Below are 25,322 nucleotides of genomic sequence, written 5' to 3'. Positions count from 1 at the left end.
CCGTCTGCACTGCGGCGCCGGGGCCACGTCTTGCCTTCCCCTTGCCGGGCGCGATGCCACAATGCAGCAGCGCCTTTGCTCCTGCGAGGCGTGCCCACCGGGGAGTCGTGCGTGGACGAATCGGAACAGGTCAGGGAACGCATCGCCGCCATGCTGCGCAGCAGCCCGGTGTTCGGCCCGCTGTCCGATGCCCTGCGCCTGGCCCTGGCCGCCGCGATGCGCCTGCACACCGTGCCTGGCGGCAGCCCGCTGTTCCATGAGGGCGAGCCCGCGGACAGCATGGCCGTGGTCCTCAGCGGCGGCCTGCGTGCATGGCGCCAGACGCCCGCCGGCGAGCTCCTGCTCTACAACCAGTTCCATCCCGGCCAGAGCGTGGGCGAGCTGGCCATGATCCTGCAGCAGGCGCGCGCCCAGCATGTCACCGCGTTGCGGGATTCCCTGGTCGCCCTGCTGGACCGCCAGGCTTACGAGGCCCTGCTGCTACAGCATCCCCTGGAACTGAGCCGGGTGATGATCAAGACTGTGGCGGACCGCCTGCGCAGCCAGGCCGACGGCGGTGAGCAGCGCCTGGCACAGACCTTTCTCGTGCTTCCCCTGTCTCCCGACGAAGCCTGCTGCATGGCCGCTGCCGCCTTGGCCCGCCAGCTGAGCCAGGCCCTGGGGCGGCTGGGCCGCGCGGGCCACCTGCTCGAGCACGGCCCTGAGCAGACCCTGCGCCTGGACGGCCAGCCCTGGCCCCGCGAGCGGCTGCCGGAGCTGGACGACAGCCACGACTACCTGGTCTACGAGGCCGATCCCACGGCCAGCGCCTGGACGCGCTACGCTTTTCGCCACGCCGACCAAATGGTGCTGGTGGCCCGCGCCGGCAGCTGCACGGGGCTCAGCGAGATCGAGCGTCAGCTGCAGCGCGAGACTGGCTGGTCCCTCAAGCGGCAGCATCTGGCCCTGCTGCACCCGGGCGCAGCGCGCGACGCCGAGGCGCCGCAGCCCTGGTCGACCGAGCGCCAGCTGGAGCGGGTCTACCCGATGCGCGAAGGCCATGGCGAGGACGTCGACCGTCTGGCCCGCTTCCTGACGGGCCAGGCCGTGGGCCTGGTGCTGGGCGGCGGGGGCGCGCGCGGCTTCGCGCATCTGGGCGTGCTGCGCGCAATGCGCGAGGCGGGCGTGCCGGTGGACCTCATCGGCGGCAACAGCATGGGCGCGCTGATCGGCGCCCAGTTGGCCCAGGGCCATGACATCGACACTGTGCTGGCGCAGACCCGCCGCTTCGCCACCGGCGGTGAGCGCCTCACCCTGCCGCTGGTGTCGCTGGTGGGCGGACGGCGCATCGAGCGCGACCTCCGGGCCCTGTTCGGCGAGCAGCAGATCGAATGCCTTTGGCGCCCCTTTTTCGCTGCCAGCTGCAACCTGAGCCGGGGCAGCACGACGGTGCTGGACCGCGGCCCGCTGTGGCGCGCCGTGCTGGCGAGCAACTCACCGGCAGGCCTGCTGCCGCCCGTGCTGCAGGACGGCGACCTGCTGGTGGACGGCGCCATCCTGGAAAACGTGCCGGTGCAAGCCATGCGCGTGCGCCTGGGCACGCCGCTGGAGAGGCGGCGCGGCAACGGGCAGATCATCGCCATCGACGTCGACGCGCGCGCCGAGCTGCGCGCAGATCCGCAGTTGCACCGCCTGAGCGCCGGCAGCCGGCTGCGCTCGCTGATCCGGCGCAGTGCGCCGGCCGCCCCGGGCATCGCGGACATCCTCTACGCCGCCGGCCACGTCGGTGGCGCCAGCCAGCGCGGCCGCACCATCGCCCAGGCTGACGTCTACCTGCAGCCCGACCTCAGCCGCTATGCCCTGATGGCCTATGCCCGGGCGCAGGAGATCGCCGACGAGGGCTACCGCCATGCGCTCCAGGAAATGGAGAAGTGGCAAGACCTGGCCCCGGGAGGTCGCGCCCGATGAGCAGCATGCAGGCGCAGCTGCCCCTGTCACTGAGCCAGCGCGAGGTCTGGCTGGACCAGCGCGCCTGGCCTGGCAGCACCCATCTGCACATCGGCGGCTTCGCCTTTCTGCACGGGCCGCTGGACCTGCCGCTGCTGCGCCGCTCCCTGCAGCAGCTGGTGGAAGAGAACGAGGCGCTGCGCCTCCAGGTCCTGCCCGATGCAGGAGCTCAGTGCCTGCTGCAAACCCTGGTAGCGCCGCTGGACATCATCCCGCTGGACCCGAGCCGGGACGCGCGCACGGCCATGCTGGACTGGTGGCGCCAGGAATGCCACCAGCGCTTCGACCTGGCCGAGGCCCCCCCCTGGCGCTGCGTGCTGCTGACGGACGGGCAGGACTTCCACGGCCTGTCCATCCGCTTTCACCACCTCGTCATGGACGGCTGGTCCACCCAGCTCTTCATGCAGCGCTGGACCGAGCGTTACACCCAGCTTCAGCAAGACCTGACCCCCGTGCCAAGCGAGTCCGGCGCCTACCTGGCCTTCATCAGCTCCGGTCAGGAGTACCTCGGCAGTCCCGCCTGCCTGCGCGATGCCGACTACTGGTCCGGGCAATGGCCCTCGCTGCAGGAGCCAGCCCTGCCGCCCCGCCATGCACTGCGCGCACCAGACCGGCTGCCTCGCGCCCACGTCGCGCGTCTGCAGATCCCGCGGCGCGAGCTGCAACCCCTGCAGACTGCGCTGCAGGCGCTGGAAGCCAGCCTCTTCGACGCCGCACTCAGCGCCATCGCCCTGTACCTGCAGCGCAGTCGCGGCGTCGAGCATCTGGCCGTGGGCATGCCCAGCCTCAACCGCGGCGGCGCGCGCTGGCGGCAGACACTGGGCATGTTCGTCAGCGTCCAGCCTCTGCTGCTGCATCTGCAGCCGCAGATGAGCATCGGGGCCCTGCTGGCCGACTGCCGGCACCAGGCCCGTACAGGGCTGCGCCACGCCCGCTACCCGCTCAGCGAGACCGCCCACCGGCTCCAGCTGATGCGCAGCGGCCGCGACAGCCTGCTGGATGTGATGGTGTCCCTGGAACGCCAGAGCTACGCCCTGGGCTTCGGTCCCTGCCGGCTGGAGCAGGCGCGCCAGAGCTTTGCAGACGAAGCCCGCTACCCCCTGGCCCTGACTCTGTGCGAGTTCGGCGACGCCGAGGAGGTGGAGCTGGTGCTGGAGCTGTCCGAGCGCTGTTTCGAGGCCGACGAGGCCGAGCTGCTGCTGCGTCGAATCTGGCATCTCATGAAGCTGCTGCCCGGAGGCCTGGACAGCCCGCTGGACGCCCCCGCCCTCATGCCGGACGAGGAATCCTGGGCGCTCATCCACGGTCTGCACAAGAACCTGGCCAGCACCGAGCAGGCGCAGCCGGTGTGGCTGCAGTTCAGCCGGCAGGCCGGGCTCCATCCCGAGGCCCTGGCCCTGGTCTGGGACGATCCGCCGGACCAGGCTCAGTCCATGAGCTATGCCGAGCTGCATCAGCGCAGCCTGGCCCTGGCGTCTGCATTGCAGGGTGCCGGCCTTCGCCAGGGCCAGGTGCTCGCCCTGCTGCTGGACCGCAGCCCGGCCCTGCTGGCGGCCCTGCTGGCGGCCTGGCGCTGCGGCGCCTGTGTGCTGCCGCTGTCGACGGAGCTGCCGCAGGAGCGCTTGCTGGAGCTGCTGAACATCGCCGCGCCGGCACTGTTGCTGGGAAGCCGGCAGGACGTGATGCGCTGGTGTTCGGAGCCCCTGCCCGGCATCAGCCTTTCGCCACAGGGGGAGGTGCTCGACGTTCCCGTCGCAGGAGCCGGAGTCGGGGCTGCGCGCGTACTGCAGGAGGCCGCCTATCTGCTCTTCACCTCGGGCTCGACCGGCCGGCCCAAGGCCGTGCGCGTGGGCCATGATGCCCTGGCCCGGCGCCTGGCCTGGCTGGTCCGGCGCTGGCAGATCGGCCCGCAGGATCGCTCGGTGCAGCAGGTGCAGCCGAGTTTCGACCCAGCCTTGATCGAGCTGCTGCTGCCACTCATCCAGGGCGGCAGCGTGGCCCTGATGCCGCCGGGGCGCCAGCATCCCGAGCGCCTGGCGGCCTTCATGCAGCGTCATCAGGTCAGTCTTTGCGCCCTGGTGCCGTCCAGCCTGGCAGGCCTGCTGGCAGGTCTGCAACGACACCCGGTGCCCAGTCTGCGCGTCGCCTGCTGCGGTGGCGAGGTGCTGGCGCCGGCTCTCTCCAACCGCTTCCTGGCCGAGACAGGCGCCGCCCTCTTCAACGTCTACGGTCCCACCGAGGCCTGCATCTTTGCCAGCGCCTGGCCCTGCGAGCCCTGGCCCGAGACCGAGGCCCTGCCTTTGGGACCAGCCGTGGACGACACCCGCATCTACGTGCTCGATGAACGGCAGCGCCCGCAGCCCTTTGGCGTCAGCGGCGAAGTCTGGCTGGCCGGCCCCACCCTGGCTCTGGGCTACCTGGACGAGCAGGACACCGCCGCCGCCTTCCTACCCGACCCCTTCCATCCCGGCGAGCGCATGTACCGCAGCGGTGACCGCGGCTGGCTGGACGTGCAGGGCCGCCTGCACTTCGCCGGCCGGCGGGACCGCCAGCTGAAACTGCGCGGCTACCGGATCGACCTGGGCGATGTGGAAGCGGCCTGCCTCAAGCTGCCCGGAGTGCACCAGGCGGCCGTTCAATGCGTAAACCAGGGCGAGGGGCAGCGCCTGCATGCCTGGCTGGCGGGCCCGCGCGCACAGGCAGAGCCCGGCCTGGCCGCTCTGCTGCGCCAGCGCCTGCCGGACTACATGGTGCCCAGCTCCCTGACCCTGCTGCCGGAGCTGCCGCTGAGCGCCAGCGGCAAGCTGATGCTCGATGCGCTGCCGCCGCCAGCACGCGCCGTCGGCGTTGCGGCAGAAGCGCCCGTTGCCAGCGCCATGGAGGCCGAGTTGCTGGACTTGTGGCGAGTGCATCTGAAGCGGGAATCCATCGGCCTGGCACAGAACTTCTTCGACCTGGGCGGCGACTCCCTGGCCGCTCTGGCCATCCTGAGCGCCATGGAAGACCGCCTCGGACGCCGCCTGCCGCTGCAGTTGGTCGTGGACCATCCCACCGTGCGGCAACTGGCCTTTGCCCTTGCGGCACCGCAGGCCGCCGAGGGCGTGCTGCTCCCCCTGAGCCGGGACATGCAGGCGCCACGCCTGTACGTTGCGGCGTCGGGCCATGGCGACGTGCTGCGCCTGCAGGCACTTGCCCGGGCGCTGGAGGGGCGGCTGAGCGTGCTGATGCTGCAACCTCCCCGCGACGCACCGCAGCAGATGGCGGCGCTGGCCGAGGTCTATGCGGATGCCGTTGCCAGTGACAAGCCTCGGCGCTTCTGGCTGGCTGGCTTCTCGGTGGGCGGCGTGAGCGCCCTCGCCTGCTGCCGGGCCCTCGAAGCCCGCGGGATGGCGCCCCAGGGCCTCATCCTGCTGGACAGCATCCACCCCGACGCAGTGCTGGGCGGCACCAGCTCGTGGCGCGCCCTGGGCTGGCTGGTCCGGCGCCTTCACGTCCAGGACCTCAGCATGAACGGTCGACGCCTGGGCGCCATGTTCGCCGATCCCGGCCTGGTGGCCCAGGTCATGGCCTTGCGCCACCACCGCTGCGAGGCCTGTGCCTGCGCAGTCTGGCTGCTCAAAACCACCGGGCTGCTGCGCTGGAATCGCCTGCTGTTCCATGGCTGGCAGCGGCTCTTCGGCGAGCGCCTGCGCAGCGTCGTGGTGCGCGGATTGCATGGCTCCATGTTCGAGCCCGAGCATGTGCATCAGCTGGCGGACAGCCTGGAGGCGCTGATGACAGCCCGGACCAAGCCATGAACCGCCCAGCCCTGGAAACGGCACTGGGCTGGCGCCTGGCCCTGCTGATCGCCCTGCTGGCAGGACTGATGCTGCTGGGCTGGGCCTGGCACCAGGACAGCTGGCAGGCCTGGCTGCGCGACGGCCAGGCCCTGCACTGGCTGCGTGCACAGGCGGCCGCCCTGGGGCCTCTGGCCGTCTGGCTGCTGATGAGCGGCGCGCTGTGCCTGGCCTTGCCGCTGGTGCTGCTGAGCCTCTTGGTGATTGCAGCCTTTGGCCCATGGTGGGGCATGGCGCTGTGCTTTGCCAGCGCCGGGCTGTCCGGCCTGATCAGCCACCGCATCGGCCATTGCCTGGGCCACGCCTTGCTGCTGCGCCTGGCCGGTCCGCGCGTGCGCCTGCTCAGCGAAGCCCTGGGGCGGCGCGGCCTGCTGGCCGTGGTGCTGATGCGCCTGACCCCCGTCGCGCCCTTCGCGGTGGTGAACATGGTGGCCGGCGCCACCCACATCCGGCCCTGGCAGATGCTGCTGGGAACCTGGGTAGGCATGGCACCCAGCACCCTGGTCATGGGTCTGTTCCTCGATCCACTGATGCGCTTGCTGGGCCGCCTGGACCGCCCCCTTGCCGCCGCTGTGCTCGCCCTGGTCGCCAGCGCTGCCGCCTTGCTGGCCTGGTGGCGGCGCCGCGGCCGCGCTCAGGACTGAGGTCTCGCCTGGACCTTCAGCCGCTGCTCGCCCAGGCCCTGCACGCCCAGGCGCATCTCGTCCCCCTCCCTCAGGTACACGGGCTGAGGCTTGCGGCCCATGCCCACGCCGGGCGGCGTGCCGGTGGAGATCAGGTCGCCCGGGTAGAGGGTCATGAAGCGGCTGATGTAGCTCACCAGCTGAGCCACGCCGAAAACCATGGTGCGCGTGCTGCCACGCTGCATCGGCTGGCCGTTGAGATCCAGCCAGAGGGTCAGGTCTTGCGGATGCGGCACCTCGTCGGCCGTCACCAGCCAGGGGCCGACGGGGCCGAAGGTGTCACAGCCCTTGCCCTTGTCCCAGGTACCGCCACGCTCCAGTTGGTACTCCCGTTCGGAAATGTCATTGACCACGCAGTAGCCGGCCACGCAGGACAGCGCCTGCGCCTCATCCACATAGCTGGCCTGGCGACCGATCACGACGCCCAGCTCCACCTCCCAGTCAGTCCGGGAGGAGCCCCGCGGCAGCCATACAGCATCGCCCGCGCCTATGGCGCAGGACGGCGGCTTCATGAACAGCACCGGCTCGGCCGGCAGGGCCATGCCAGCCTCCGCGGCGTGGTCTGCGTAGTTCAGGCCCACACAGAGGAACTTGCCCATGCCGCTCCAGGGCAGCCCCAGGCGCGTTTGCGGCGGCAGCAGTGGCAGGCTGGACGGGGCCAGGCGGCGCAGGCGATCCAGGGCCTGCGGCGCCAGCGCTGCGCCGTCCAGGCTGGGGCAGTGCGCGCTCAAGTCCCGCAACAGCCCCTTTTCGTCAACCAATCCCGGGCGTTCGGCCCCGGGCACACCCCAGCGCATCAACTTCATGCGTACTCCCTGCATTGAATGACCGGACCAGTCTATGGCCGCAGACCGACTGGCTGGCGGGCGGCGGGCAGCTCAGGACAGCTTGTAAGTCTGCAGGTGGATGCTGGTCTCGGTCGCGCCTATGCCCTTGATCAGGCGCACCCGTTCCAGCACCTCGGCCAGCTCGCCCAGCGTTGCGGCGCGCAGCTCGGCCAGCAGGTCCCAGCGGCCATTGGTGTCGAAGAGGCCGGACACGCCGGGCTCACCCAGCAGGATGGCGATCACCTCCCGGGTCTTGTTGCCCTCTACGGCGATGCTCATCCAGGCCGTGATGGCATTGGGCGTGACATCGGGCCGCAGCTTGACGGTGTAGCCCACGATCACCCCGCTGTCCTCCAGCTTGGCAATGCGATTGGTCACCGTGCCACGAGAGACCTTCAGCTTCGCGGCCAGCGTCGCCACTGTGGCACGGGCATCCTGGCGCAGCAGCGCCAGCAGTTGCTGGTCTAGGGTATCCATGGGCAGCTCCGGCAGCAGGTACAGGGGTGGAGCGCATCGTGGCACCCCTGATGTCTGCGAATTTTGACATTATGGCAATTTTGACTGCCAAAATGGCAATGAACCTTGAGTTTTTGAACAACCTTTGCGCTTCTTTCTAACGCACAGCTTGAGAAGAATCATGTCCATCACAACAACGGAGACTTCTCATGGCCATGTTGCTGAGCACGCACGATGTTGCTGCAATGACCCAACGACTGGGGCTGCCTGAGCTGCTGAAGCGCCTCGTGGGCTACCTGGAATCGGACTACCTGCGCTGGCAGGACTTCGACAAGACGCCCCGCCTGGCCACCCATTCGGACGATGGCGTGATCGAGCTGATGCCCATCGCCGACCACGAGCTCTACACCTTCAAGTACGTCAACGGCCACCCGCGGAACTACCGCTTCGGCCTGTCCACCGTGATGGGCTTCGGCGCCCTTGCCGATGTAGCCACGGGCACCCCCCAGGTGCTGTCCGAGCTGACGATCAGCACCGCCCTGCGTACCGCCGCCACTTCGGTGATGGCCGCCAAGCGGCTCGCACGTCCGGACGCCAAGACCATGGCCCTGATCGGCAATGGCGCGCAAGGCGAGTTCCAGGCCCTGGCCTTCCACTACCTGCTGGGCATCGAGGAGATCCGTCTCTACGACATCGACCCGGCGGCCACGGCCAAGCTGATGCGCCATCTCCAATCCGTGCCGGGCCTGCGCCTGGTCCCCTGCCAGAGCACCGCCGAGGCGGTTCAGGGCGCGCACATCGTCACCACGGTCACGGCCGACAAGGCCAACGCCACCATCATCACGCCTGAAATGCTGGAGCCCGGCATGCACATCAACGGCGTGGGCGGAGACTGCCCCGGCAAGACCGAGCTGCATCGCGGCGTACTGGAGCGCGCCAGCGTCTTTGTGGAATTCGAGCCGCAGTCGCGGATCGAAGGGGACATCCAGCAGATGCCCGCTGACTTCGCCGTGACGGAGTTCTGGCGTGTGCTGTCCGGCCAGGCGCCGGGACGGCGGGACGCCCAGGAAGTCACCGTCTTCGATTCGGTCGGCTTCGCCCTGGAGGACTTCTCCATGCTGCGCCTGCTGCGCGACTGCGCCCGTGAACTGGGACTGGGCAGCGAAATCAGCCTGGTGCCGCGCATGAGCGACCCCAAGGACCTGTTCGGCGAACTCGGGCTGGGCCTGGAGCAGGCGCGGCGTCAGGCTGCCTGAGAGGGCTTCAGGCGGCCTGCCCACATGGTGAACAGGCCCCCATCAGGGCGGCATGCCTCCCCCCGACGGAGCGATAGAGACTGCGTCCGGCTCAGCCGAAGATGCGCCTGAAGCGACGAGTCCGACGACTCCGCCGCTGTTCTGGCGGACGTTCTAGCAACGTTCCCGCCACCGTTCTGGCAGGGGGCAAGGAGGTGCCGCATGAGTCCCAATCTGAAGAGGGTGCTGGAGATCCAGGCCCTCGCCTTGCTGGCAGCCCTGCTCTGCATTCTTCATGAGTCGGCCCAGGCCGATGCGCTTGCTGCGTCCAGGCCGTGGCCGGGCGCTCGACACCACGAAGCGGTCGCCCCCGGGGACGCCGCTTCGCCTTGCCGGTTGCCTCAGGCAGCCATGGTCGCCTTGAAGGCGCGCGCCTCCCGACGCTTGGCCTTGGTGGCCTCCTGACGGTAGAGGTCCTCGGCCTCCTGACGTAGCACCACGGCCTTTTCAAGGGCCTGCATGTAACGCTCCACGGTGTATGTGGACTCGGAGGCGATGTAGACGCTGCGGCGGCGAGCCGGCTCGCCATAACGGGGCAAGAGCACGGTGAAGCTGCAATCCCTCAGCTTGCCGCGGCGCTGGCGGACGATGGGGCCGGAAATGCCCACCGGCAGCTCGCTGGTCTTGTTGGCATTGGGTTCAGGCTTGAGGCGGGTGGGCGCAGGCAGCTTGGCCACGCGCTTGAGCAGTTCCTTGGTCGCTGCAGCCAGTGCGCCCCCGGCACCGCCGGGGAACTTGCTGTCGGAATAGAACTTGGTGCCGCCATAGCGCAACTGCCATCCATGGGTGGAGCGGGAGTCGATGCGCTGCACGCCTTGCGGAACGGTGAATTGTTCACCGGTATAGATCTGTACTTCTCTGGTTTTCATGAGGTATCCCCATACAACTGGATAACTCCCTGTGTGCGCCAGTGTAACTGTTGTGTCACAGAAGCAGACTTGTGTCGTTAGGATAAGGGACGGGACTTGCGGGCCGGATGCCACAGTGTCGCCTGCGTGACAAGTCATGGGAGTGTCGGACTCTTTCCGGAGCCCTCCTCAGAGCCTCTGCCTGTCTTCCTCCTCAGCCCGCGGTGGCACAGCACGCCTTGATTCTTAGGTTCGGCTGAAGACCATGAGCAGGCCCATGGCCGCCAGGCTGCCTTCCTGCACAATGCGCCATCTGTCACCGAGAGGGTCTATGCAAAGGCGTCAATTCATCATCCAGGGCAGCGCCGGGCTGTCCGCGCTCGCCCTGCCTGCGCTGGGTCAGGCGCAATCGCGGCCCGTCGAAGGCAAGCAATACCTCAGACTGGGCACGCCGCTGTCAGGCACGGCCGCAGCCGGCGAAGTCCTGGAGTTCTTCTCCTACACCTGCCCGCATTGCCACGCCTTCGAGCCGCACCTGCATCAGTGGCTGGGCCGCAAGCCCGCCAAGGTCCAGTTCAGGCGCGTGCCCCTGATCATCAACCCCATCGCCAAGGTCACGCAGAAGGTCTATTACGCCCTGGAGGCCATGGGGCAGTTGGAGCCCCTGCATGCCAAGGTCTTCAGTGCCGTGCAGGCCGACCTGAGCAAGTTCCAGAACCTGGAGGGCGCGACGGCAGAGCTGGTCAAGCTGGGCGTGGATGGCACCCGCTTCAAGCAGATGGCGGAGTCCTTTGGCGTGCAGTCCAAGTGTCAGCAGGCCAACAGCCTGGCTCCCGCCCTGGGCAACCATGGCGTGCCCACGCTCGTCGTCAATGGCCGTTGGGTGACCAGCCCCTCCATCGCGCAAGGCTACCCGGAGGTGCTGGCCACCCTGGATCATCTCCTGACCCTGCCCCGGGCCTGACGCCCATGGTTCACTACGGGGCGCTGATCAAGGAAGTCGGGCGCGGCTCGCGCGGCGCCCGCAGCCTGGACCGGGAGCAGGCCTGCGCGCTGTATGGCCAGATGCTGGACGGTCAGGTGCCCGACATGGAACTGGGCGCCCTGCTGATTGCCCTGCGCATCAAGGGAGAAAGTTGCGAGGAGCTGCTGGGCTTTCACGACGCCCTGCAGGTACGCACCGCGCGGATCGAAGTGCCCCGGGGGCCTCGCCTGGTTCTGTTGCCGGCGCTCAACGGCGCCCGCAAGCTGGCCAACCTCATGCCCCTGGTGGCCCTGCTGCTGGCCCAGCGCGGCGTGCCTGTGCTGATCCATGGCCGGCATGATTTCGATACCCGCGAAGACTCCTTCGAGCTGCTCCGAGCACTGGGCCTGGAGCCAGCGCAGCAGTTACCACAGCTGCAGGAGCAGTTGGAGTCCCGCCGCCTTGCGGTGGCGCCCCTGAGTCTGCTGTGCCCCGGCCTGGACGCCCTGATGGCTCTGCGCCAGCGCCTGGGTGTGCGCAACAGCGCCCACATCATGGCCAAGCTGCTGGACCCAGCGCCCGGGCGCAGCCTGCGCGTGGTGGCGGTCACTCACCCCGAGTACCTGGACAGCATGAGCGAAGCCCTGCCCCGCCTGTGCCTCGACAGCAACGGCCAGGCCTTGCTCATGCGCGCCTGCGAAGGCGAGGCCCATGCTCATCTGCGCCGCAAGGCTTGGATGCGCCGCTTCGGACCGGACGGCAGCTCCGAGCTGCATACCGGGGACGAAGACCTGTCGCAGCCGCTGCTGGAGCAGCCTGGCATCCAGGACAACAGCGCCCTCATCCAGGCCATGCTGTCAGATCGGCAGCCCCTGCCGGCGCGCATTGCCGAGCAGGTTCAAGCCCTGGAAGCGCTGGCCGGAGGCTGAGGCCGGGCAGCGGCGTCCAAGCAAATCCCCCCGGCTGCCCAGCCAGTGCCAGGCGGCTGCTCTCAAGATGTTTCCGCATGCTCGCAAGTGCGGTGACGCAGTTGCACTCGCAAGCACCTCATCCCTTTCGGCGGGTCAGGTCTTCCCATGAGCGCAGCCCGCCCGCCCCGGTGCCTCGGGGCCGCTGCGATCATGCCCAAGAGGCCCCATGGCAGCGCTGCTGAACCCCGGCAACCGCTTGTCTAGTCACGGGCCTTGGCGATCCAGGCCTGACTGTCTGGGCTCAAGGCTGGCGCCTGTGAAGCAAGCAGTGAGCGTTGGCGCAAGCCGATACAAAGCGTCACCAACACCTCAGGGATTCCCTCTTGTTAAATATTTGTTGTGTACGTCAAATATATTGTCATCAGCAGATGTACATAGTTGTGGTACGCAGGACTGCTGATACACGGCTCGGCCTCTTGGCGAGCCGGCAGTTCCCGGTCCGGCCGACCGGGTGCTCCCTCCCCTCAACTTGAATCGGAACCCTCCCATGCGAACCCCCACTCTGACGGGGCTTGGCCTCGCCATGTCCTTTTGCCTGAGCCTGTCCCATGCAGACTCGCTCCCCTCCGGCCCGATGCCGCAGAACCAGCAGGCCGACAGCCGCCAGCACAGCCTGCACCGCCACACGGAGTCGAAGACCATTGACGCCAAGGAGCGCCCGCCAGTGTCCGCTGAGCGTTCGCGCGCCAGCACTGACAACGCCAAGCGCAGCAAGCTCAGCGTGAACAAGCAGGCCGCCCTGGCTGCCACCTGCGATACCACGCTCTTCACCACGCGCACCGGCAGCGCCCTGGTCGAGGCGGTGCGCACCAGCACCGCCGACTGCGTCAACTCCCTCTTCAGCCTGCGCGGCACCGATGCCCAGCGCGCCTTCAACGAGTCCCAGATGCGCAGCGTTGCCGATGGTCTGCGCAGCTACGCCGCCGGCTACAACGGCACCAACAGCACGGGCGTGCTGCAGCTGGTCCTGTTCCTGCGTGCCGGCTACTACGTGCAGTACAACGACAGCAGCTCCGTGGGCACCTACGGCAGCACGCTGAAGACTGCGCTGCGCGGCGCCCTCGACACCCTGTTTGGCAATGGCAGCATCTTCGGCGTGTCCGACGCCAACGGCGAGGTGCTGGCCGAGTCGGTCACCCTGATCGATTCGTCCACCGAGAACGCACGCTACGCCTGGGTGGTCAAGCGCCTGCTGGATTCCTACACCAGCAGTTGGAACAGCTCCTACTACATGAAGGTGGCCGTCAACAACACCTTCACCGTGCTGTGGCGCGGCCACCAGAACGCCGACTACCAGGCCCTGGTGAAGTCCGACCTGACGCTGCAGTACGCGGTCAACGACTTCACCAACCGCAACTGGAACCTGATCGGCACCACCGAGAGCTACCTGGTCAGCAATGCCGCCCGTGAGCTGTCGCGCTTCCTGCAGTACCCGACCATCATCTCGACCACCCGCTCGCAGGTCCAGGCGCTGATGAACCGCAGCGGCCTGGGCACGCCCAGCCAGGCCATCTGGATCGGCCTGGCCGATATGACGGACTACTACGACGCTGGCCAGTGCAACACCTACGGCAGCTGCAACTGGAAACCCCGAGCCGAAGCCGCCGTGCTGCCCCTGAAGCAGGTCTGCAGCCCCAGCCTGACGCTGCGCGCCCAGTCCATGAGCGCTGCCGAGTTGAACGCCACCTGCACCTCGGTGATCAACGAGGAGGCCTACTTCCACAACAAGCTGCAGACCAACCGCACCCCTGTCGCCAACGACAACAACACCAGCCTCGAACTGGTGATCTTCGACAGCAGCCACGACTACCAGGATTACGCCGGCCCGCTCTTCGGTATCGACACCAACAACGGCGGCATGTACATGGAGGGCAATCCTGCGCAGGCCGGCAACGTGCCGCGCTTCTACGCCTATGAAGCCGAGTGGGTGAAGCCGAACTTCGAGGTCTGGAACCTCAACCACGAGTACACCCATTACCTCGATGGTCGCTTCGACATGTACGGAGACTTCAGCGCCAACATGACCACGCCCACCGTCTGGTGGGTGGAGGGCCTGGCCGAGCACGTGTCCTACTGCTATCGCAATGTGCGCTACAGCAATGCCCTCACAGAGGCCGGCACCTACCGCTACGCCCTGAGCACGCTGTTCGACACCACCTACGACAACGCCGACCAGACCCGCGTCTACAACTGGGGCTACCTCGCCGTCAGCTTCATGCTGGAGAAGCACCGTGCGGACGTCACCACCCTGCTGGGCCTGTACCGCAAGGGCGACTGGACCGGCGCACGCAAGCTGCTGAAGAGCACCATCGGCACCCGCTACGACAGCGAGTTCCGCACCTGGCTGGGCAGCGTGGCCACCACGGGCGTGAACTGCGGCAGCTCCCCGACCCCGCAGGCGCCGATGGCCTCGTTCAAGACCAGTGTCTCCGGCCTGACCGTGGGCTTCACCGACACCTCGACGGACGCCGACGGCACCATCGCCAGCCGCCTCTGGAGCTTCGGTGACGGCAGCAGCTCCACCGCCGCCAACCCCAGCAAGACCTACGCCGCCCCCGGCAACTACACGGTCAAGCTGACGGTGACGGACAACAGCAAGCTGAGCACCACGACGACCCAGGTGGTGAGCGTCTCCAACCCGACTTCGCAACCGCCGGTCGCCGCGTTCTCCGTCGGCACCACGGGTCTCACCGCCTACTTCACCGACACCTCCACCGACGCTGACGGCACCATCGCCAGCCGCCTGTGGGACTTCGGTGACGGCAGCACCTCGACCTACGCCAACCCCGCCAAGACCTACGCCGCAGGTGGAACCTACACGGTGAAGCTCAAGGTGACGGACAACAGCGGTCTCAGCACCACGACCTCCAAGTCCGTGTCGGTCTCCGGCACCGTGCCGTCCACCTGCCCCACGCGCACGGACAGCATGAGCAACGGCTGCATCCGCACCGGTCTGGCTGGCGCTGCGGGTGATCTGCTGTACTACTTCATCTACGTGGACAAGCCCAATGTGCAGCTGAGCATCAGCACCAGTGGTGGCAGCGGCAACGCCGACCTCTACGTCAACACCCAGGGCTGGGCCTCGCCGACCTCGCACAACTATCGCTCCACCAACAGCGGCAACGCGGAGACCGTGGTGGTGCCGGTGTACACGCCGGGCTACATCTACCTGACGGTGTCGGGCAAGACGGCGTTCAGCGGCTTGAGCCTGAGCACCAAGTACTGAGCGAGATGAGCTGAGGGCCGGGGCTTCCTGGCCGGCCAGGCGGCGCCTCTGCAGGAGATGCGGGTGTGCCGCCTTTTTCATGGCACGGTCTGGGAGAGGGGGAACGCGCACGCCATGTACAGCCACGCAGGCAGTGAGTCAGGGGGGCGTTCGTGATCAGCGTCGGCCCACTCACGGCGTACCGCGACAGGAGGTCGGCAGCCCAAGGCGCCGTGCGGCCGGCGCTCGTGGTGGAACAGTGCCATGCCTCTATCCGTGCCCTGCCCTCAAGCAGCGTGCGGAGCCCCCAGGATCGCCGCTCGCGTCGAACAGTCTCTGTCCGATCAGACCCAGACTGCAATCCATTCGCTGCCCCAGCCCCATGCCAGCAGCACGAGACCGGTCGTGACCGCTCCCGCCAGGCAAGCCACCAACAAGCCCATGAGAACAGCCAGTCCGTCGCGAAACACCAGCCCCAGACCGATAAAGGACAGCGCCATGGCGGGCAGGACGTTGCCGAAAGGGATCGGCATCACGATGATGGCCGCCATCATCCCCACCACGAGGGCGAGGCCGGATCGTCGGCCAGCCGATGCGAGATGGCTCAGCCGGGCTCGGGCATGGCGTCCAGCCAAGGCGTAGGCGGACGCCAGCCCCACCAGGACCCGCTGCGCCCAATGGCGCGGCAGCTCAAGCGCTGCCACGTGCTTGGGCAGATCTGACGCGCAGCGCCCGCGCCACATCGCCACGGCCAGCACCGCCAACCCCATGCCCAGCGCCGTGGCTACGCCGGGCACCGGCAGCAGGCAGGGCATGGCCAGCAGCAGGAGCAAGGCACCGTGGGCCTCGGGCCCATGGGCTTGAGCCATGGCCTGCATCGACACGCGCTCGTCCTGGAGGGTCGCAGCGGCATCGCGCAGGCGGCGCACGATGGGCGGCGTCACGCCGCCACCTCGCCCGCCGGCTGCTCGCACGTCTTCCGCAAAGACACCCGCCCCCCACCGGCGATCAGACCCAAGGTCACGCCCAGCGAGATCACGGCCGGGATCTCGCCGATGAGACTCAGCAGGAAGGTACCGCCCACTGCCAGCGCCGCGACGACGATGCCGACAAAGGCCATCAGACGCCGGGCGGGCCTGCCCATGGAGTCGGCCGAGAGGCAGGGCGGCAGCAAGTCCATGTCCTGCCCCCGGGCTCAGAGGATGGCTGTCGCGGCCGTGCCCGCGCCCATCAGGCCGCTGAGGACGCCGAGTAGCACGACGTCGCGCTTCTCATTGCCCAGGCGCCAGGCTTGCCAAGTAACCCCAACCATGCAGGCGGTCAGGACGGTGAAGAGGAGCGTGCTGGTGTCCATGGTGATGGTGATGGTGATGGTGGTGGTGGTGGTGAGGTGGCGTGTGTGAGGGATCTTGCGACGGTGACGAGAGGGGCGGCGCGCTCAGCTCGCCGCCTGGGGAGCGCCGCCGGCACGGGGACCTGCCCCAGCACCCTGGCTACGCCACAGTGCGATGAGCAGGTGCAGACCGGCGCCCAGCAACAGGAGCAACACGGTGCCGAGGCCCCAGGCCACCCAGGCCGCCACGGTCAAGCCGCCCTCCAAGGCAGGGACGGCCTGAAGCAGGCCGTCAACGAGCGGCCTCACTTCAGTCAGCAGCTGGCCCAGCCATTGGGTGATTTCCGTCGGCACCCAGGCCTCCAGCCAGTCCGGCAAGGCGCTGGCGTCCGTCGCCTCCCCTGTGAGCGCAGCGGCGTTCGAAATCGTCCATGCAGCGAGGGCATGCAGCACCCAGACGACCAGCGACCAAAGCGCGATGAGCGATGCGACGAGGAAGCAGCTGAGGGCATAGTGCATGACCGGACCTTGCATGTGGCATTCGAATGCCCAGGAGTGTGGGCATCCATGCGCTTCGGACAAACCAGTTCTACACGCATCTAAACTTCGGTTTTTCCGCACAGGAGGACGCATGCTGAACTACCGGCATCTCCACTATTTCTGGGTCGTCACCAAGGAAGGCGGATTCGCCCGTGCCGCCGAGCGTCTGGACATGGCGGTGCAGACCATCAGCGCGCAGGTGCGCGAGCTGGAGAAGTCACTGGGCCACCAGTTGCTCAAGCCGGCGGGCCGCGGGGTGGCGCTCACCGAAGCAGGCCAGGCCGCCTTCGCGCGCGCCGAGGAGATCTTCCAGCTCGGCCAGGGCATCCCCGACGAAGTGCGTGAAGCAGCCAACGGCAAGGTGGCCCGACTGGCCGTTGGGCTCTCCGACGGCATCTCCAAGCTCGCGGCCCATGCGCTGCTGGAGCCGGTGTTGAGCACCCCCCAGCTCCGGCTGGTCTGCCACGAGGGCGAGGTCGAGCAGTTGCTCAGCGAACTGGCGCTGCATCAGCTGGACCTGGTGCTGGCCGGGCAGGCGGCGCCGCGCAACGCGAACCTGCGCCTGACCAGCGAGCGGCTCGTTGTTTCGCCGGTGGATTGGTACGGGCCTGCCCGGTGGGTCGGCAGGACTGAGCGCGACCGCTTCCCCCACTGCCTGAACGAGCTGCCGGTGCTACTGCCCACGGGGCACTCGGCCCTGCGCCAGACACTGGACCACTGGTTCGAGACGCAGGCCCTTCGGCCTCGCATCGTCGGCGAGTTCGAGGACAGCGCGCTGATGGCGGTCTTTGCCGCCCGTGGACTGGGCGTGTTCCCGGTCAGCCGGCTCGGCGCCGACGACATCGGCCTGATGCGAGGTCTTCGGCTGCTCGGCAGCAGCGACAGCGTGAGGGAGGAGATTCACGCCATCCGCTCGCGCCGTGGCCAGCATCATCCGCTGGTGGCGCGGGTGCTCGCCGCGGCTCGTCCCTGACCACAGCTGGAGCGGCTCAGATCAGCTCGCGTACGGCCACGCCGATGTCGTGGCGATGGGTTCCTGACCATCGACCAAGCGCCAGTGATGCCGCGCGGCGTCCAGGACAACTGTTTCGCCATCGGCCAACTGACCGTCTGCCTGTGCAGCGGCCAAGGACAGGCGCAGGACCTTTCTCTGCAGCAGCGGATCCGATATCTCGGCCATCAGTGACGCCAGGTCGCTGTCGTCGACCTGGATCATGCGCGCTCCTGCCGCAGGCCCGCTGGCCAGGAGTTCCTCGCACAGCGTGTGCACGATGTGCGGGAGCAGATGGGGCTCCAGCCCGAGTTCGCGCTCCGCGCCCAACTGCTTGAGGATGTCGACCTCGGCACTGCACACCTGCCCGTCGGAGATGAGCACCAGCGCCACGATGCGGGCGGCAGCCTCGGGGCTGTTATGGGGATAGCTGCGCATGGCGGATGTCCTCGGATGTCGATGGGCCGTGAAGGCCGACAAACCCTGAAGTCTGCAGCCTGAATGGTCCGACTCGTTCAGGTTTTCCGATATTTTCGTCTTCCAAATGCTGCTTTTACGGATAGCCCCGCAGCCCCAGATTCCGCTTGTCAGTCAAGCGATGGAGATCCGTGATGCAAGTGCTCTTCAAGTCCCGCCACCCCCAGGCCACCGAGCTGCGCGAATTGGCCGAACGCCGTGTGCGCTTCGTGCTGCGGCGCCTGGGCTGGCTGGTTCCGCGCGCCGAGGTACAGATGTCTGACGTGAACGGGCCGCGCGGCGGCATCGACAAGCGCTGCCAGGTGGAGCTGCGGACCGACGGCGCCGGATCGGTGGTCGTTGCCTCCGTGGCCAGCGACTGGCGTACCGCGCTGGACCAGGCGCTGGCCCGCGCCGCCCGCTTCCTCATGCGCCTGTGGCGCCGCAGCAGTGACTCCCGCTGCCTGCGCCAGCGCCTCATTGGCCTCGACCGCTGACCTCAAGCAACCAAGGACCCAACACCATGAATACCCTCAACCCCCTCCCCTCGACCGCGCGCCCGGAATCCGGGCACCCGGCGCCGGAACTCGCAGGCCGCTCCGCCCCCGCAGATGCCGCACTGACGAGCCGCGTGCTTCGCAACACCTATGCCTTGCTGTCGATGACGCTGCTGTTCAGCGCTGCCGTCGCTGCGGCCAGCGTGGCGTTCCAGCTTCCGGCGCCAGGCATTCTGTTGACCCTCGTGGGCTACATCGGCCTGCTCGTCGCGATCCACAGGTTCAAGAACAGCGGCTGGGCGCTGCCCGCGGTATTTGCCTTGACAGGCTTCATGGGCTATTCGCTGGGGCCGGTGCTGGCCAAGTCACTGGCCCTGCCTGGCGGCGCCCAGGTGGTGACCATGGCGCTCGCAGCCACGGGCGCCACCTTCCTGACCCTGTCGGCCTGGGTGCTGACAACCCGGCGAGACTTCAGCTTCATGGGCGGCTTCCTGTTCGCCGGCATGGTGATCGCGCTGATCGCTGGCCTGGGCGCCGTATTCCTGCAGTTGCCGGCGCTGGGCCTGGCCGTGGCCGCGATGGTGGCGCTGCTGTCGGCCGGGCTGATCCTGTTCGAGACCAGCCGCATCGTCAATGGCGGCGAAACCAACTACGTGCTGGCCACCGTCGGCCTGTATGTCTCGCTGTTCAACCTGTTCACGAGCTTGCTGAGCCTCTTCGGCTTCGGCAGCTCGGACGAGTGAGCCCACAGCAGGAGCACCTCATGAAATGTCCCGCCTGCCCCGACACCCTGCTCGTGATGAGCGAGCGCCAGGGCATCGAGATCGACTACTGCCCGCGATGCCGAGGCCTGTGGCTCGACCGCGGCGAGCTCGACAAGCTGATCGAGCGTTCGGCGACGCTGACGCCGAGCGCCGCCCCGAACACGGCAGCACGTTCGCAGCCGCATTTCGCCGATTCCGACTACGAGCATGGCCGCGACCCGCGAAGCGGCCGCAAGAAGTCCTGGCTTGGCGACATCTTCGATTGATCTGCGTCCGTCCGACATCAAAAGGGGAATCCTCATGCGCAGCTATCCCGTGAACAGTCCGCAGGCAGCCGCCCGCATCGTCGCGCTGACGGTGCTCGCGGATGGCAACATCGCCGACGCCGAGCTCGAGCTGCTCGATCGTCTTGGCGCGCACGATCAGCTCGGGCTGGACCGGCAGGCCTTGCGCGCGCTGCTGGACAGCGTCTGCGAAGACCTGCTGTCGAGCGGCGAGCTGCAGTGGGCCGATGTATGCCCGGTGGACGAACGCACCCTGGCGCATCTGATGAGTGAAATCCAGGCCCCAGCCTTGCGGTTGAAGGTGTTGCGACTATGCGTTCAGCTGGCAGAAGTCGACGCCCGGATCCACGACAGCGAGTCGATCGTGCTGACGGCCGCTGTGGAGCACTGGGGCCTGGCCCATGAGATGTTCCGGCCTTCCGCGCCGAACTGAGCGGCTGACTTGCCAAAGCCCTATCGAGGCGCTTGGCGGCTGCCGTGGTTGCGCCTTGACGCCGTCATGAGCTTTATCAAGCCTTTATTCCAAATAGACCATAAGCAATCTACGATTCAGTAGTTCTCATATATATAAAGGACTTTTACAGTCCGCCACCTAGGCTGCCAATGGGGCTGCCATGAGGAGCGGATGTGGATGGAGTAGCGATTGCCAGCGGCTTCGGCGTCGGCGCCATCGTCGGGATCACCGGCGTGGGCGGCGGCTCGCTGATGACGCCCCTGCTGCTGTCCGTCTTCAAGCTCAATCCGGCCGTGGCCATCGGCACGGACCTCTGGTTCGCCGGGCTGAGCAAGCTCTCCGGTTCCGTGGCGCACAGCCGCCACGGCCATGTGCGCTGGGACATCGTCCGCCAGTTGCTGGCCGGCAGCATCCCCGCCTCCATCGCCACCGTGGCCCTGATGCACTTCAGCGGCATCACCAAGGGCTGGGCCAGTGCCCTCACCTTCTCCCTCGGCATCGCCCTCTTCCTGACCGCCCTGGTCGTGGCCTTCCGCCCCACCTGGCAGGCCGTGGGCCTGCGCCTGGAGCGCTACCTCCCCGAGCACCGCAAGCCGGCGCTGACCGTGATCAGCGGCCTGATCCTGGGCGTGCTGGTGTCCCTCTCTTCCATCGGTGCCGGTGCCATCGGCGCGACCCTGATCCTGCTGATCCATCCCCGGCTTGAGGCTCGCTACATCGTGGGCAGCGACATCGCCCATGCCGTGCCTCTGACCCTGGTCGCCGGTCTCGGCCACGCCAGCCTGGGCCATGTGGACTGGGCCCTGCTTGGCTCCCTCCTGATCGGCTCCATCCCCGGCATCTGGCTGGGCGCACAGGCCACCCGCCGACTGCCCGACGGCGTGATCCGCAGCCTTCTGTGCGCCTCCCTGCTGATGGCCGGCTGGAAAGTGCTTCACTGAATTCCTGAGTTGAACTGACATGTACGCCTACACCGACTTCGACCGCCAGTTCGTCCACGCCCGCGCCGCGCAGTTCCGCGACCAGCTGGAGCGCAACCTGGCCGGCACCCTGTCCGACGACGAATTCCGCCCCCTGCGCCTGCAGAACGGCTGGTACGTGCAGCGCCACGCCCCCATGCTGCGCGTGGCCGTGCCCTACGGCGTGATGTCTTCGCGCCAGCTGCGCCAGCTGGCCCGCATCGCCCGCGAGTTCGACCGCGGCTACGGCCACTTCACCACGCGCCAGAACCTGCAGTACAACTGGATCCCCCTGGTCAAGTCGGCCGACGTGATGGACCTGCTGGCCGATGTGGACATGCACGGCATCCAGACCAGCGGCAACTGCATCCGCAACATCACGAGCGATGCCACCGCGGGCGTGGCCCCCGACGAGATCGTCGACCCGCGCCCCTACGCCGAGGTGCTGCGCCAGTGGAGCACCCTGCACCCGGAGTTCGCCTTCCTGCCGCGCAAGTTCAAGATCGCCATCTCCGGCGCCCGCGAGGACCGTGCCGCCATCGCCTGGCATGACATCGGCCTGCAGCTCAAGAAGAACGAGGCCGGCGAGGTCGGCTTCGAGGTGCTGGTGGGCGGCGGCATGGGCCGCACGCCGGTGATTGGCACCAAGATCCACGACTTCCTGCCCTGGCAGCAGATCCTCGTCTACATCGAGGCCATCGTGCGCGTCTACAACCGCTACGGCCGCCGCGACAACGCCTACAAGGCCCGCATCAAGATCCTGGTGAAGGCCGAGGGCCAGGCCTTCATCGACGACGTCAACCGCGAGTTCGCGCAGATCCTGCAGGACGACCCGGCCGGCCACGAGCACATCATCCCGCAGGCCGAGCTGGACCGCGTGGCCGCCAGCTTCGTGGTGCCGGCCGGCGTGGCCGCGGTGCCAGGTCTTGACATCTTCGAGGGCGTGCAGCCCGGCGCCTACAAGCGCTGGCTGGAGCGCAATGTGCACGGCCACCGCCTGAGCGGCTACCGCGCCGTGACGCTGTCCCTCAAGCGCGTGGGCCAGGCCCCGGGCGACGTGACAGACGCCCAGATGGACGCCGCCGCCGCGCTGGCCGACCAGTTCAGCCAGGGCGAGCTGCGCGTGACACACGACCAGAACCTGCTGCTGCCCTGGGTGCGCGAGAGCGAGCTGCCCGCCCTGTTCGAGGCCGCCCGCGACAACAGCTTCGCCACGCCCAATATCGGCCTGCTCAGCGACATGATCGCCTGCCCCGGCGGCGACTTCTGCGCCCTGGCCAATGCCCGCTCCCTGCCCATCGCCGCCGAGATCACCGAGCGCTTCCAGGACCTGGACGAGCTCTACGACATCGGCGACATCGACCTGCACATCAGCGGCTGCATCAACTCCTGCGGCCACCACCACAGCGGCCACATCGGCATCCTGGGCGTCGACAAGGACGGCACCGAGTGGTACCAGATCACCCTGGGCGGCTCGGACGGCTCCACGCTCTCCGGCGCCTCGCAGGCCGGCAAGGTGATCGGCCCTTCCTTCGCGGCCGATGAGGTCAGCGACGTCATCGAGTCCGTGGTGAGCACCTACAAGCGCGAGCGCCAGGCCGCCGAGCGCTTCATCGACACCGTGCGCCGCGTCGGCATCGAGCCCTTCAAGGCCGCCGCCAACGCCGTCCGCTCCTCCACCGCCGCGCGCTGAAGACTGCAAGAGAGACCGTCATGAAGTTCATCGACACCCACCACGACCAATGGCATCGCGCGGCTGGCGAGGACGGCCCCGTGCCCCACCCCAGCGCCACCGCCCACCTGCTGCTGACGCTGGAGCAGTGGCATGCCGTGCGCGATACCTGGCCCGCCGGCCTGCCCGTGGGCGTGCTGCTCGCCAACGACTTCGACGTAGAAGAGCTGGTGGCCGACCTGCCCCGCCTCGCGCTGATCGCGCTGCAGTTCCCCAAGTGGGTCGATGGCCGCGCCTACACCCAGGCCCGCCTGCTGCGCGTGCGCTACAAATTCAGCGGCGAGATCCGCGCCGTGGGCGATGTGCTCGTGGACATGCTGCCCCTGCTGGCCCGCACCGGCTTCGACGCCGTGCAGCTGCGCGGCGACCAGAACCGCGAAGCCGCCGAACGCGCCCTGGGCTTCTTCCCCGGCCACTATCAGGGCGATGTGAGCGAGCCGCGCCCCCACTTCGCCAAGCTGCTGGCAGCCCACGCCTGAGGAGCCACCTCATGAGCCAATCCGACAGCGTCTCTTTCCTGCCCTTGGGCAAGGCACCGCAGAGCTCGGCCATCAGCCTCTACGCCCGCGCCACCGCCGGCTTCGACGCGCGCCTGGACGAGACCCGTGCCCTGCTGCGCGAGGCCCACGCCCAGTACGGCGCGCAGCTGCTGCAGTCCAGCAGCCTGGGCGCCGAGGACATGGTCATCACCGCCCTGCTGGCCGAGCTGCAGCTGCCCGTGGCCGTCGCCACGCTGGACACCGGCCGCCTGCACGCCGAGACGCTGGCGCTGATCCCGCAGATCCGCACGCAGTACGGCATCGAGGTGCAGGTCTTCACGCCCGTGGCTGACGCCGTCGTGCAGTTCGTGAAGACCCGCGGCGAGAACGCCATGTACGAGAGCCTGGCCCTGCGCAAGGAGTGCTGCGGCCTTCGCAAGCTGGAGCCACTCTCCCGCATGCTGGCCGGCCGCAGCGCCTGGATCACCGGCCTGCGCCGCGAGCAGTCCGCCAACCGCGCCGAAGTGCCCTTCAGCGAGCCGGACGGCCAGGGCCGCACCAAGCTCAACCCGCTGGCCGCCTGGAGCTGGGCCGATGTCTGGCATTTCATCCAAACCCGCGGCGTGCCCTACAACGCCCTGCATGACCAGTTCATGCCCTCCATCGGCTGCGCGCCCTGCACCCGCGCCATCGCCGTGGGCGAGGATTTCCGCGCCGGGCGCTGGTGGTGGGAGAGTGAAGACGCCAAGGAATGCGGCCTGCACAAGGCCAAGAGCAATGAAGATCTGAAGTCTGGAGCGACTGCATGAACGCCCCCGTGAATCTGGAACACCTGGTCGCCAACGTCGACCACCGCCACCTGGACCACCTGGAAGAAGAGGCCATCTTCATCCTGCGCGAGGTCGCCGCCGCCTTCGAGCGCCCGGGCCTGCTGTTCTCCAGCGGCAAGGATTCCTGCGTGGTGCTGCGCCTCGCGGAAAAGGCCTTCAAGCAACGCGTGTCCGGCAACGAGTTCAAGGGCAAGCTGCCCTTCCCGCTCGTGCACGTGGACACCGGCCACAACTTCCCCGAAGTGATCGAGTTCCGCGACCGCCGCGTGGCGGAGATGGGCGAGCGCCTGGTCGTCGGGCACCTCGAAGACTCGATCAAGAAGGGCACGATCCGCCTCGCGCATCCGCTGGAATCCCGCAATGGCCACCAGACCGTGACCCTGCTGGAGACCATCGAGGAGCACCGCTTCGACGTGCTGATCGGCGGGGCTCGCCGCGACGAGGAGAAGGCGCGCGCCAAGGAGCGCATCTTCAGCCACCGCGACAGCTTCGGCCAGTGGCAGCCCAAGGAACAGCGCCCCGAGCTGTGGAACCTGTTCAACACCCGCATCCGCCCGGGCGAGCACTTCCGCGCCTTCCCCATCAGCAACTGGACCGAGCTGGACGTGTGGCTCTACATCCAGCGCGAGAACATCCCCCTGCCGCAGCTCTACTACGCCCACCAGCGCCAGGTGATCCGCCGCAAGGGCCTGCTGGTGCCGCTGACCGAGGTCACGCCGCCCGAGGCCGGTGAACAGATCGAGACCGCCACCGTGCGGTTCCGCACCGTGGGCGACATGACCTGCACCTGCCCCGTGGAGAGCGACGCTGCCAGCGCTGCCGACATCGTGGCCGAGACCCTGACGGTGACGGTCAGCGAGCGTGGCGCCACGCGAATGGACGACAGAACCTCGGACGCCTCCATGGAGCGCCGAAAGAAAGAGGGCTACTTC

Annotated in this window: 25 protein-coding genes; 17 read left to right on the top strand and 8 right to left on the bottom strand. The window is 68.0% G+C overall.

Annotated elements, in window-relative coordinates; genetic code table 11:
* Positions 1 to 111: 111 nt before the first annotated feature.
* The 3 genes from ACS5PK_RS05145 to ACS5PK_RS05135 are packed head-to-tail and all read left to right on the top strand — an operon-like array spanning position 112 to position 6,466.
* Positions 112 to 1,947: a patatin-like phospholipase family protein gene (locus ACS5PK_RS05145; protein WP_439439189.1), complete on the top strand. Its 1,836-nt coding sequence runs from the start codon at positions 112 to 114 to the stop codon at positions 1,945 to 1,947.
* Positions 1,944 to 5,783, top strand: a complete 3,840-nt coding sequence (locus ACS5PK_RS05140; protein ID WP_439439188.1) for a non-ribosomal peptide synthetase — start codon at positions 1,944 to 1,946, stop codon at positions 5,781 to 5,783. The genes ACS5PK_RS05145 and ACS5PK_RS05140 overlap by 4 nt, the downstream gene beginning before the upstream one ends.
* On the top strand, positions 5,780 to 6,466 hold the full coding sequence (locus ACS5PK_RS05135; protein WP_439439187.1) for a TVP38/TMEM64 family protein: 687 nt from the start codon (positions 5,780 to 5,782) through the stop codon (positions 6,464 to 6,466). Before ACS5PK_RS05140 ends, ACS5PK_RS05135 begins: the two co-directional genes overlap by 4 nt.
* Here the strand turns inward: ACS5PK_RS05135 and ACS5PK_RS05130 are convergent.
* The gene (locus ACS5PK_RS05130; protein WP_439439186.1) at positions 6,457 to 7,311 is read right to left on the bottom strand and encodes a fumarylacetoacetate hydrolase family protein; all 855 of its coding nucleotides are present in this window, start codon (positions 7,309 to 7,311) and stop codon (positions 6,457 to 6,459) included. The genes ACS5PK_RS05135 and ACS5PK_RS05130 overlap by 10 nt on opposite strands.
* A 72-nt stretch (positions 7,312 to 7,383) precedes the next feature.
* Positions 7,384 to 7,809, bottom strand: a complete 426-nt coding sequence (locus ACS5PK_RS05125) for an Lrp/AsnC family transcriptional regulator (RefSeq protein WP_439439185.1) — start codon at positions 7,807 to 7,809, stop codon at positions 7,384 to 7,386.
* 188 nt (positions 7,810 to 7,997) lie between these two features.
* Here ACS5PK_RS05125 and ACS5PK_RS05120 point away from each other — a divergent pair, with 188 nt between their 5' ends.
* Positions 7,998 to 9,044 (top strand): ornithine cyclodeaminase, encoded by a 1,047-nt coding sequence (locus ACS5PK_RS05120; protein WP_439439184.1) that lies wholly within the window; start codon positions 7,998 to 8,000, stop codon positions 9,042 to 9,044.
* A gap of 380 nt (positions 9,045 to 9,424) precedes the next feature.
* Here the strand turns inward: ACS5PK_RS05120 and ACS5PK_RS05115 are convergent, their stop codons facing one another.
* Entirely contained in the window at positions 9,425 to 9,952 is a 528-nt protein-coding gene (locus tag ACS5PK_RS05115) for a hypothetical protein (RefSeq protein ID WP_439439183.1), read from the bottom strand.
* 310 nt (positions 9,953 to 10,262) lie between these two features.
* Here ACS5PK_RS05115 and ACS5PK_RS05110 point away from each other — a divergent pair, with 310 nt between their 5' ends.
* The 3 genes from ACS5PK_RS05110 (at position 10,263) to ACS5PK_RS05100 (ending at position 15,092) form a co-directional block, all read left to right on the top strand.
* Positions 10,263 to 10,895: a thiol:disulfide interchange protein DsbA/DsbL gene (locus ACS5PK_RS05110; protein WP_439439182.1), complete on the top strand. Its 633-nt coding sequence runs from the start codon at positions 10,263 to 10,265 to the stop codon at positions 10,893 to 10,895.
* Between the two features lie 5 nt (positions 10,896 to 10,900).
* Positions 10,901 to 11,824 carry a DNA-binding protein YbiB gene (gene ybiB / locus ACS5PK_RS05105; protein WP_439439181.1) on the top strand — a complete coding sequence of 308 codons (924 nt, stop codon included), beginning with the start codon at positions 10,901 to 10,903 and terminating at the stop codon, positions 11,822 to 11,824.
* 529 nt (positions 11,825 to 12,353) lie between these two features.
* Positions 12,354 to 15,092 (top strand): collagenase, encoded by a 2,739-nt coding sequence (locus ACS5PK_RS05100; protein ID WP_439439180.1) that lies wholly within the window; start codon positions 12,354 to 12,356, stop codon positions 15,090 to 15,092.
* A 323-nt stretch (positions 15,093 to 15,415) separates the two neighbouring features.
* Here ACS5PK_RS05100 and ACS5PK_RS05095 read toward each other — a convergent pair whose 3' ends face one another.
* The 4 genes from ACS5PK_RS05095 to ACS5PK_RS05080 all read right to left on the bottom strand — a co-directional run bounded on the left by ACS5PK_RS05095 (position 15,416) and on the right by ACS5PK_RS05080 (position 16,938).
* Positions 15,416 to 16,015: an exopolysaccharide biosynthesis protein gene (locus ACS5PK_RS05095; RefSeq protein ID WP_439439179.1), complete on the bottom strand. Its 600-nt coding sequence runs from the start codon at positions 16,013 to 16,015 to the stop codon at positions 15,416 to 15,418.
* Positions 16,012 to 16,251 carry a hypothetical protein gene (locus ACS5PK_RS05090; protein ID WP_439439178.1) on the bottom strand — a complete coding sequence of 80 codons (240 nt, stop codon included), beginning with the start codon at positions 16,249 to 16,251 and terminating at the stop codon, positions 16,012 to 16,014. Before ACS5PK_RS05090 ends, ACS5PK_RS05095 begins: the two co-directional genes overlap by 4 nt.
* Before the next feature lie 15 nt (positions 16,252 to 16,266).
* Positions 16,267 to 16,425, bottom strand: coding sequence for a hypothetical protein (locus tag ACS5PK_RS05085; RefSeq protein ID WP_439439177.1), 159 nt, complete (start codon positions 16,423 to 16,425; stop codon positions 16,267 to 16,269).
* 84 nt (positions 16,426 to 16,509) lie between these two features.
* Complete coding sequence (locus tag ACS5PK_RS05080) at positions 16,510 to 16,938, bottom strand: hypothetical protein (protein WP_439439176.1); 429 nt, start codon at positions 16,936 to 16,938, stop codon at positions 16,510 to 16,512.
* Between the two features lie 97 nt (positions 16,939 to 17,035).
* Here ACS5PK_RS05080 and ACS5PK_RS05075 point away from each other — a divergent pair, with 97 nt between their 5' ends.
* Positions 17,036 to 17,917, top strand: coding sequence for a LysR family transcriptional regulator (locus ACS5PK_RS05075; protein WP_439439175.1), 882 nt, complete (start codon positions 17,036 to 17,038; stop codon positions 17,915 to 17,917).
* Between the two features lie 21 nt (positions 17,918 to 17,938).
* Here ACS5PK_RS05075 and ACS5PK_RS05070 read toward each other — a convergent pair whose 3' ends face one another.
* On the bottom strand, positions 17,939 to 18,373 hold the full coding sequence (locus tag ACS5PK_RS05070) for a TerB family tellurite resistance protein (protein WP_439439174.1): 435 nt from the start codon (positions 18,371 to 18,373) through the stop codon (positions 17,939 to 17,941).
* 173 nt (positions 18,374 to 18,546) lie between these two features.
* Here ACS5PK_RS05070 and ACS5PK_RS05065 point away from each other — a divergent pair, with 173 nt between their 5' ends.
* The 9 genes from ACS5PK_RS05065 to cysD form a co-directional block, all read left to right on the top strand.
* Positions 18,547 to 18,888, top strand: coding sequence for an HPF/RaiA family ribosome-associated protein (locus ACS5PK_RS05065; protein ID WP_439439173.1), 342 nt, complete (start codon positions 18,547 to 18,549; stop codon positions 18,886 to 18,888).
* Positions 18,889 to 18,914: 26 nt separating this feature from the next.
* The gene (locus tag ACS5PK_RS05060) at positions 18,915 to 19,631 is read left to right on the top strand and encodes a Bax inhibitor-1/YccA family protein (RefSeq protein WP_439439172.1); all 717 of its coding nucleotides are present in this window, start codon (positions 18,915 to 18,917) and stop codon (positions 19,629 to 19,631) included.
* Positions 19,632 to 19,651: 20 nt separating this feature from the next.
* On the top strand, positions 19,652 to 19,918 hold the full coding sequence (locus ACS5PK_RS05055; protein WP_439439171.1) for a zf-TFIIB domain-containing protein: 267 nt from the start codon (positions 19,652 to 19,654) through the stop codon (positions 19,916 to 19,918).
* Between the two features lie 34 nt (positions 19,919 to 19,952).
* Entirely contained in the window at positions 19,953 to 20,369 is a 417-nt protein-coding gene (locus ACS5PK_RS05050) for a TerB family tellurite resistance protein (protein WP_439439170.1), read from the top strand.
* A 194-nt stretch (positions 20,370 to 20,563) separates the two neighbouring features.
* A complete protein-coding gene (locus ACS5PK_RS05045) occupies positions 20,564 to 21,331 on the top strand; it encodes a sulfite exporter TauE/SafE family protein (RefSeq protein ID WP_439439169.1) in 768 nt (255 codons plus the stop codon).
* A 19-nt stretch (positions 21,332 to 21,350) separates the two neighbouring features.
* Positions 21,351 to 23,042, top strand: a complete 1,692-nt coding sequence (locus ACS5PK_RS05040; protein ID WP_439439168.1) for a nitrite/sulfite reductase — start codon at positions 21,351 to 21,353, stop codon at positions 23,040 to 23,042.
* 20 nt (positions 23,043 to 23,062) lie between these two features.
* Positions 23,063 to 23,560, top strand: coding sequence for a DUF934 domain-containing protein (locus tag ACS5PK_RS05035; RefSeq protein WP_439439167.1), 498 nt, complete (start codon positions 23,063 to 23,065; stop codon positions 23,558 to 23,560).
* A gap of 11 nt (positions 23,561 to 23,571) precedes the next feature.
* Entirely contained in the window at positions 23,572 to 24,369 is a 798-nt protein-coding gene (locus ACS5PK_RS05030; RefSeq protein WP_439439166.1) for a phosphoadenylyl-sulfate reductase, read from the top strand.
* On the top strand, positions 24,366 to 25,322 hold a 957-nt coding region (gene cysD, locus ACS5PK_RS05025; RefSeq protein WP_439439165.1), incomplete at its 3' end, for a sulfate adenylyltransferase subunit CysD. The genes ACS5PK_RS05030 and cysD, both read left to right, overlap by 4 nt.

Source organism: Roseateles sp. DB2 (assembly GCF_051857535.1).
GTDB lineage: Bacteria > Pseudomonadota > Gammaproteobacteria > Burkholderiales > Burkholderiaceae_C > Roseateles_B.
The sequence above is the reverse complement of the archived record's forward strand: the minus strand, read 5'-3'. Positions and strand labels throughout refer to the sequence as shown.

Excerpts from the sequence above, each read along its gene's own strand:
- ACS5PK_RS05100 (WP_439439180.1), top strand. The coding sequence starts at position 12,354 with ATGCGAACCCCCACTCTGACGGGGCTTGGCCTCGCCATGTCCTTTTGC.
- ACS5PK_RS05040 (WP_439439168.1), top strand. The coding sequence starts at position 21,351 with ATGTACGCCTACACCGACTTCGACCGCCAGTTCGTCCACGCCCGCGCC.
- ACS5PK_RS05130 (WP_439439186.1), bottom strand. The coding sequence starts at position 7,311 with ATGAAGTTGATGCGCTGGGGTGTGCCCGGGGCCGAACGCCCGGGATTG.
- ACS5PK_RS05055 (WP_439439171.1), top strand. The coding sequence starts at position 19,652 with ATGAAATGTCCCGCCTGCCCCGACACCCTGCTCGTGATGAGCGAGCGC.
- ybiB (WP_439439181.1), top strand. The coding sequence starts at position 10,901 with ATGGTTCACTACGGGGCGCTGATCAAGGAAGTCGGGCGCGGCTCGCGC.
- ACS5PK_RS05050 (WP_439439170.1), top strand. The coding sequence starts at position 19,953 with ATGCGCAGCTATCCCGTGAACAGTCCGCAGGCAGCCGCCCGCATCGTC.
- ACS5PK_RS05080 (WP_439439176.1), bottom strand. The coding sequence starts at position 16,938 with ATGCAAGGTCCGGTCATGCACTATGCCCTCAGCTGCTTCCTCGTCGCA.
- ACS5PK_RS05115 (WP_439439183.1), bottom strand. The coding sequence starts at position 9,952 with ATGAAAACCAGAGAAGTACAGATCTATACCGGTGAACAATTCACCGTT.
- ACS5PK_RS05075 (WP_439439175.1), top strand. The coding sequence starts at position 17,036 with ATGCTGAACTACCGGCATCTCCACTATTTCTGGGTCGTCACCAAGGAA.
- ACS5PK_RS05135 (WP_439439187.1), top strand. The coding sequence starts at position 5,780 with ATGAACCGCCCAGCCCTGGAAACGGCACTGGGCTGGCGCCTGGCCCTG.
- ACS5PK_RS05090 (WP_439439178.1), bottom strand. The coding sequence starts at position 16,251 with ATGGACTTGCTGCCGCCCTGCCTCTCGGCCGACTCCATGGGCAGGCCC.
- ACS5PK_RS05120 (WP_439439184.1), top strand. The coding sequence starts at position 7,998 with ATGGCCATGTTGCTGAGCACGCACGATGTTGCTGCAATGACCCAACGA.
- ACS5PK_RS05110 (WP_439439182.1), top strand. The coding sequence starts at position 10,263 with ATGCAAAGGCGTCAATTCATCATCCAGGGCAGCGCCGGGCTGTCCGCG.
- ACS5PK_RS05065 (WP_439439173.1), top strand. The coding sequence starts at position 18,547 with ATGCAAGTGCTCTTCAAGTCCCGCCACCCCCAGGCCACCGAGCTGCGC.
- ACS5PK_RS05035 (WP_439439167.1), top strand. The coding sequence starts at position 23,063 with ATGAAGTTCATCGACACCCACCACGACCAATGGCATCGCGCGGCTGGC.
- ACS5PK_RS05030 (WP_439439166.1), top strand. The coding sequence starts at position 23,572 with ATGAGCCAATCCGACAGCGTCTCTTTCCTGCCCTTGGGCAAGGCACCG.
- ACS5PK_RS05085 (WP_439439177.1), bottom strand. The coding sequence starts at position 16,425 with ATGGACACCAGCACGCTCCTCTTCACCGTCCTGACCGCCTGCATGGTT.
- ACS5PK_RS05125 (WP_439439185.1), bottom strand. The coding sequence starts at position 7,809 with ATGGATACCCTAGACCAGCAACTGCTGGCGCTGCTGCGCCAGGATGCC.
- ACS5PK_RS05140 (WP_439439188.1), top strand. The coding sequence starts at position 1,944 with ATGAGCAGCATGCAGGCGCAGCTGCCCCTGTCACTGAGCCAGCGCGAG.
- ACS5PK_RS05070 (WP_439439174.1), bottom strand. The coding sequence starts at position 18,373 with ATGCGCAGCTATCCCCATAACAGCCCCGAGGCTGCCGCCCGCATCGTG.
- ACS5PK_RS05060 (WP_439439172.1), top strand. The coding sequence starts at position 18,915 with ATGAATACCCTCAACCCCCTCCCCTCGACCGCGCGCCCGGAATCCGGG.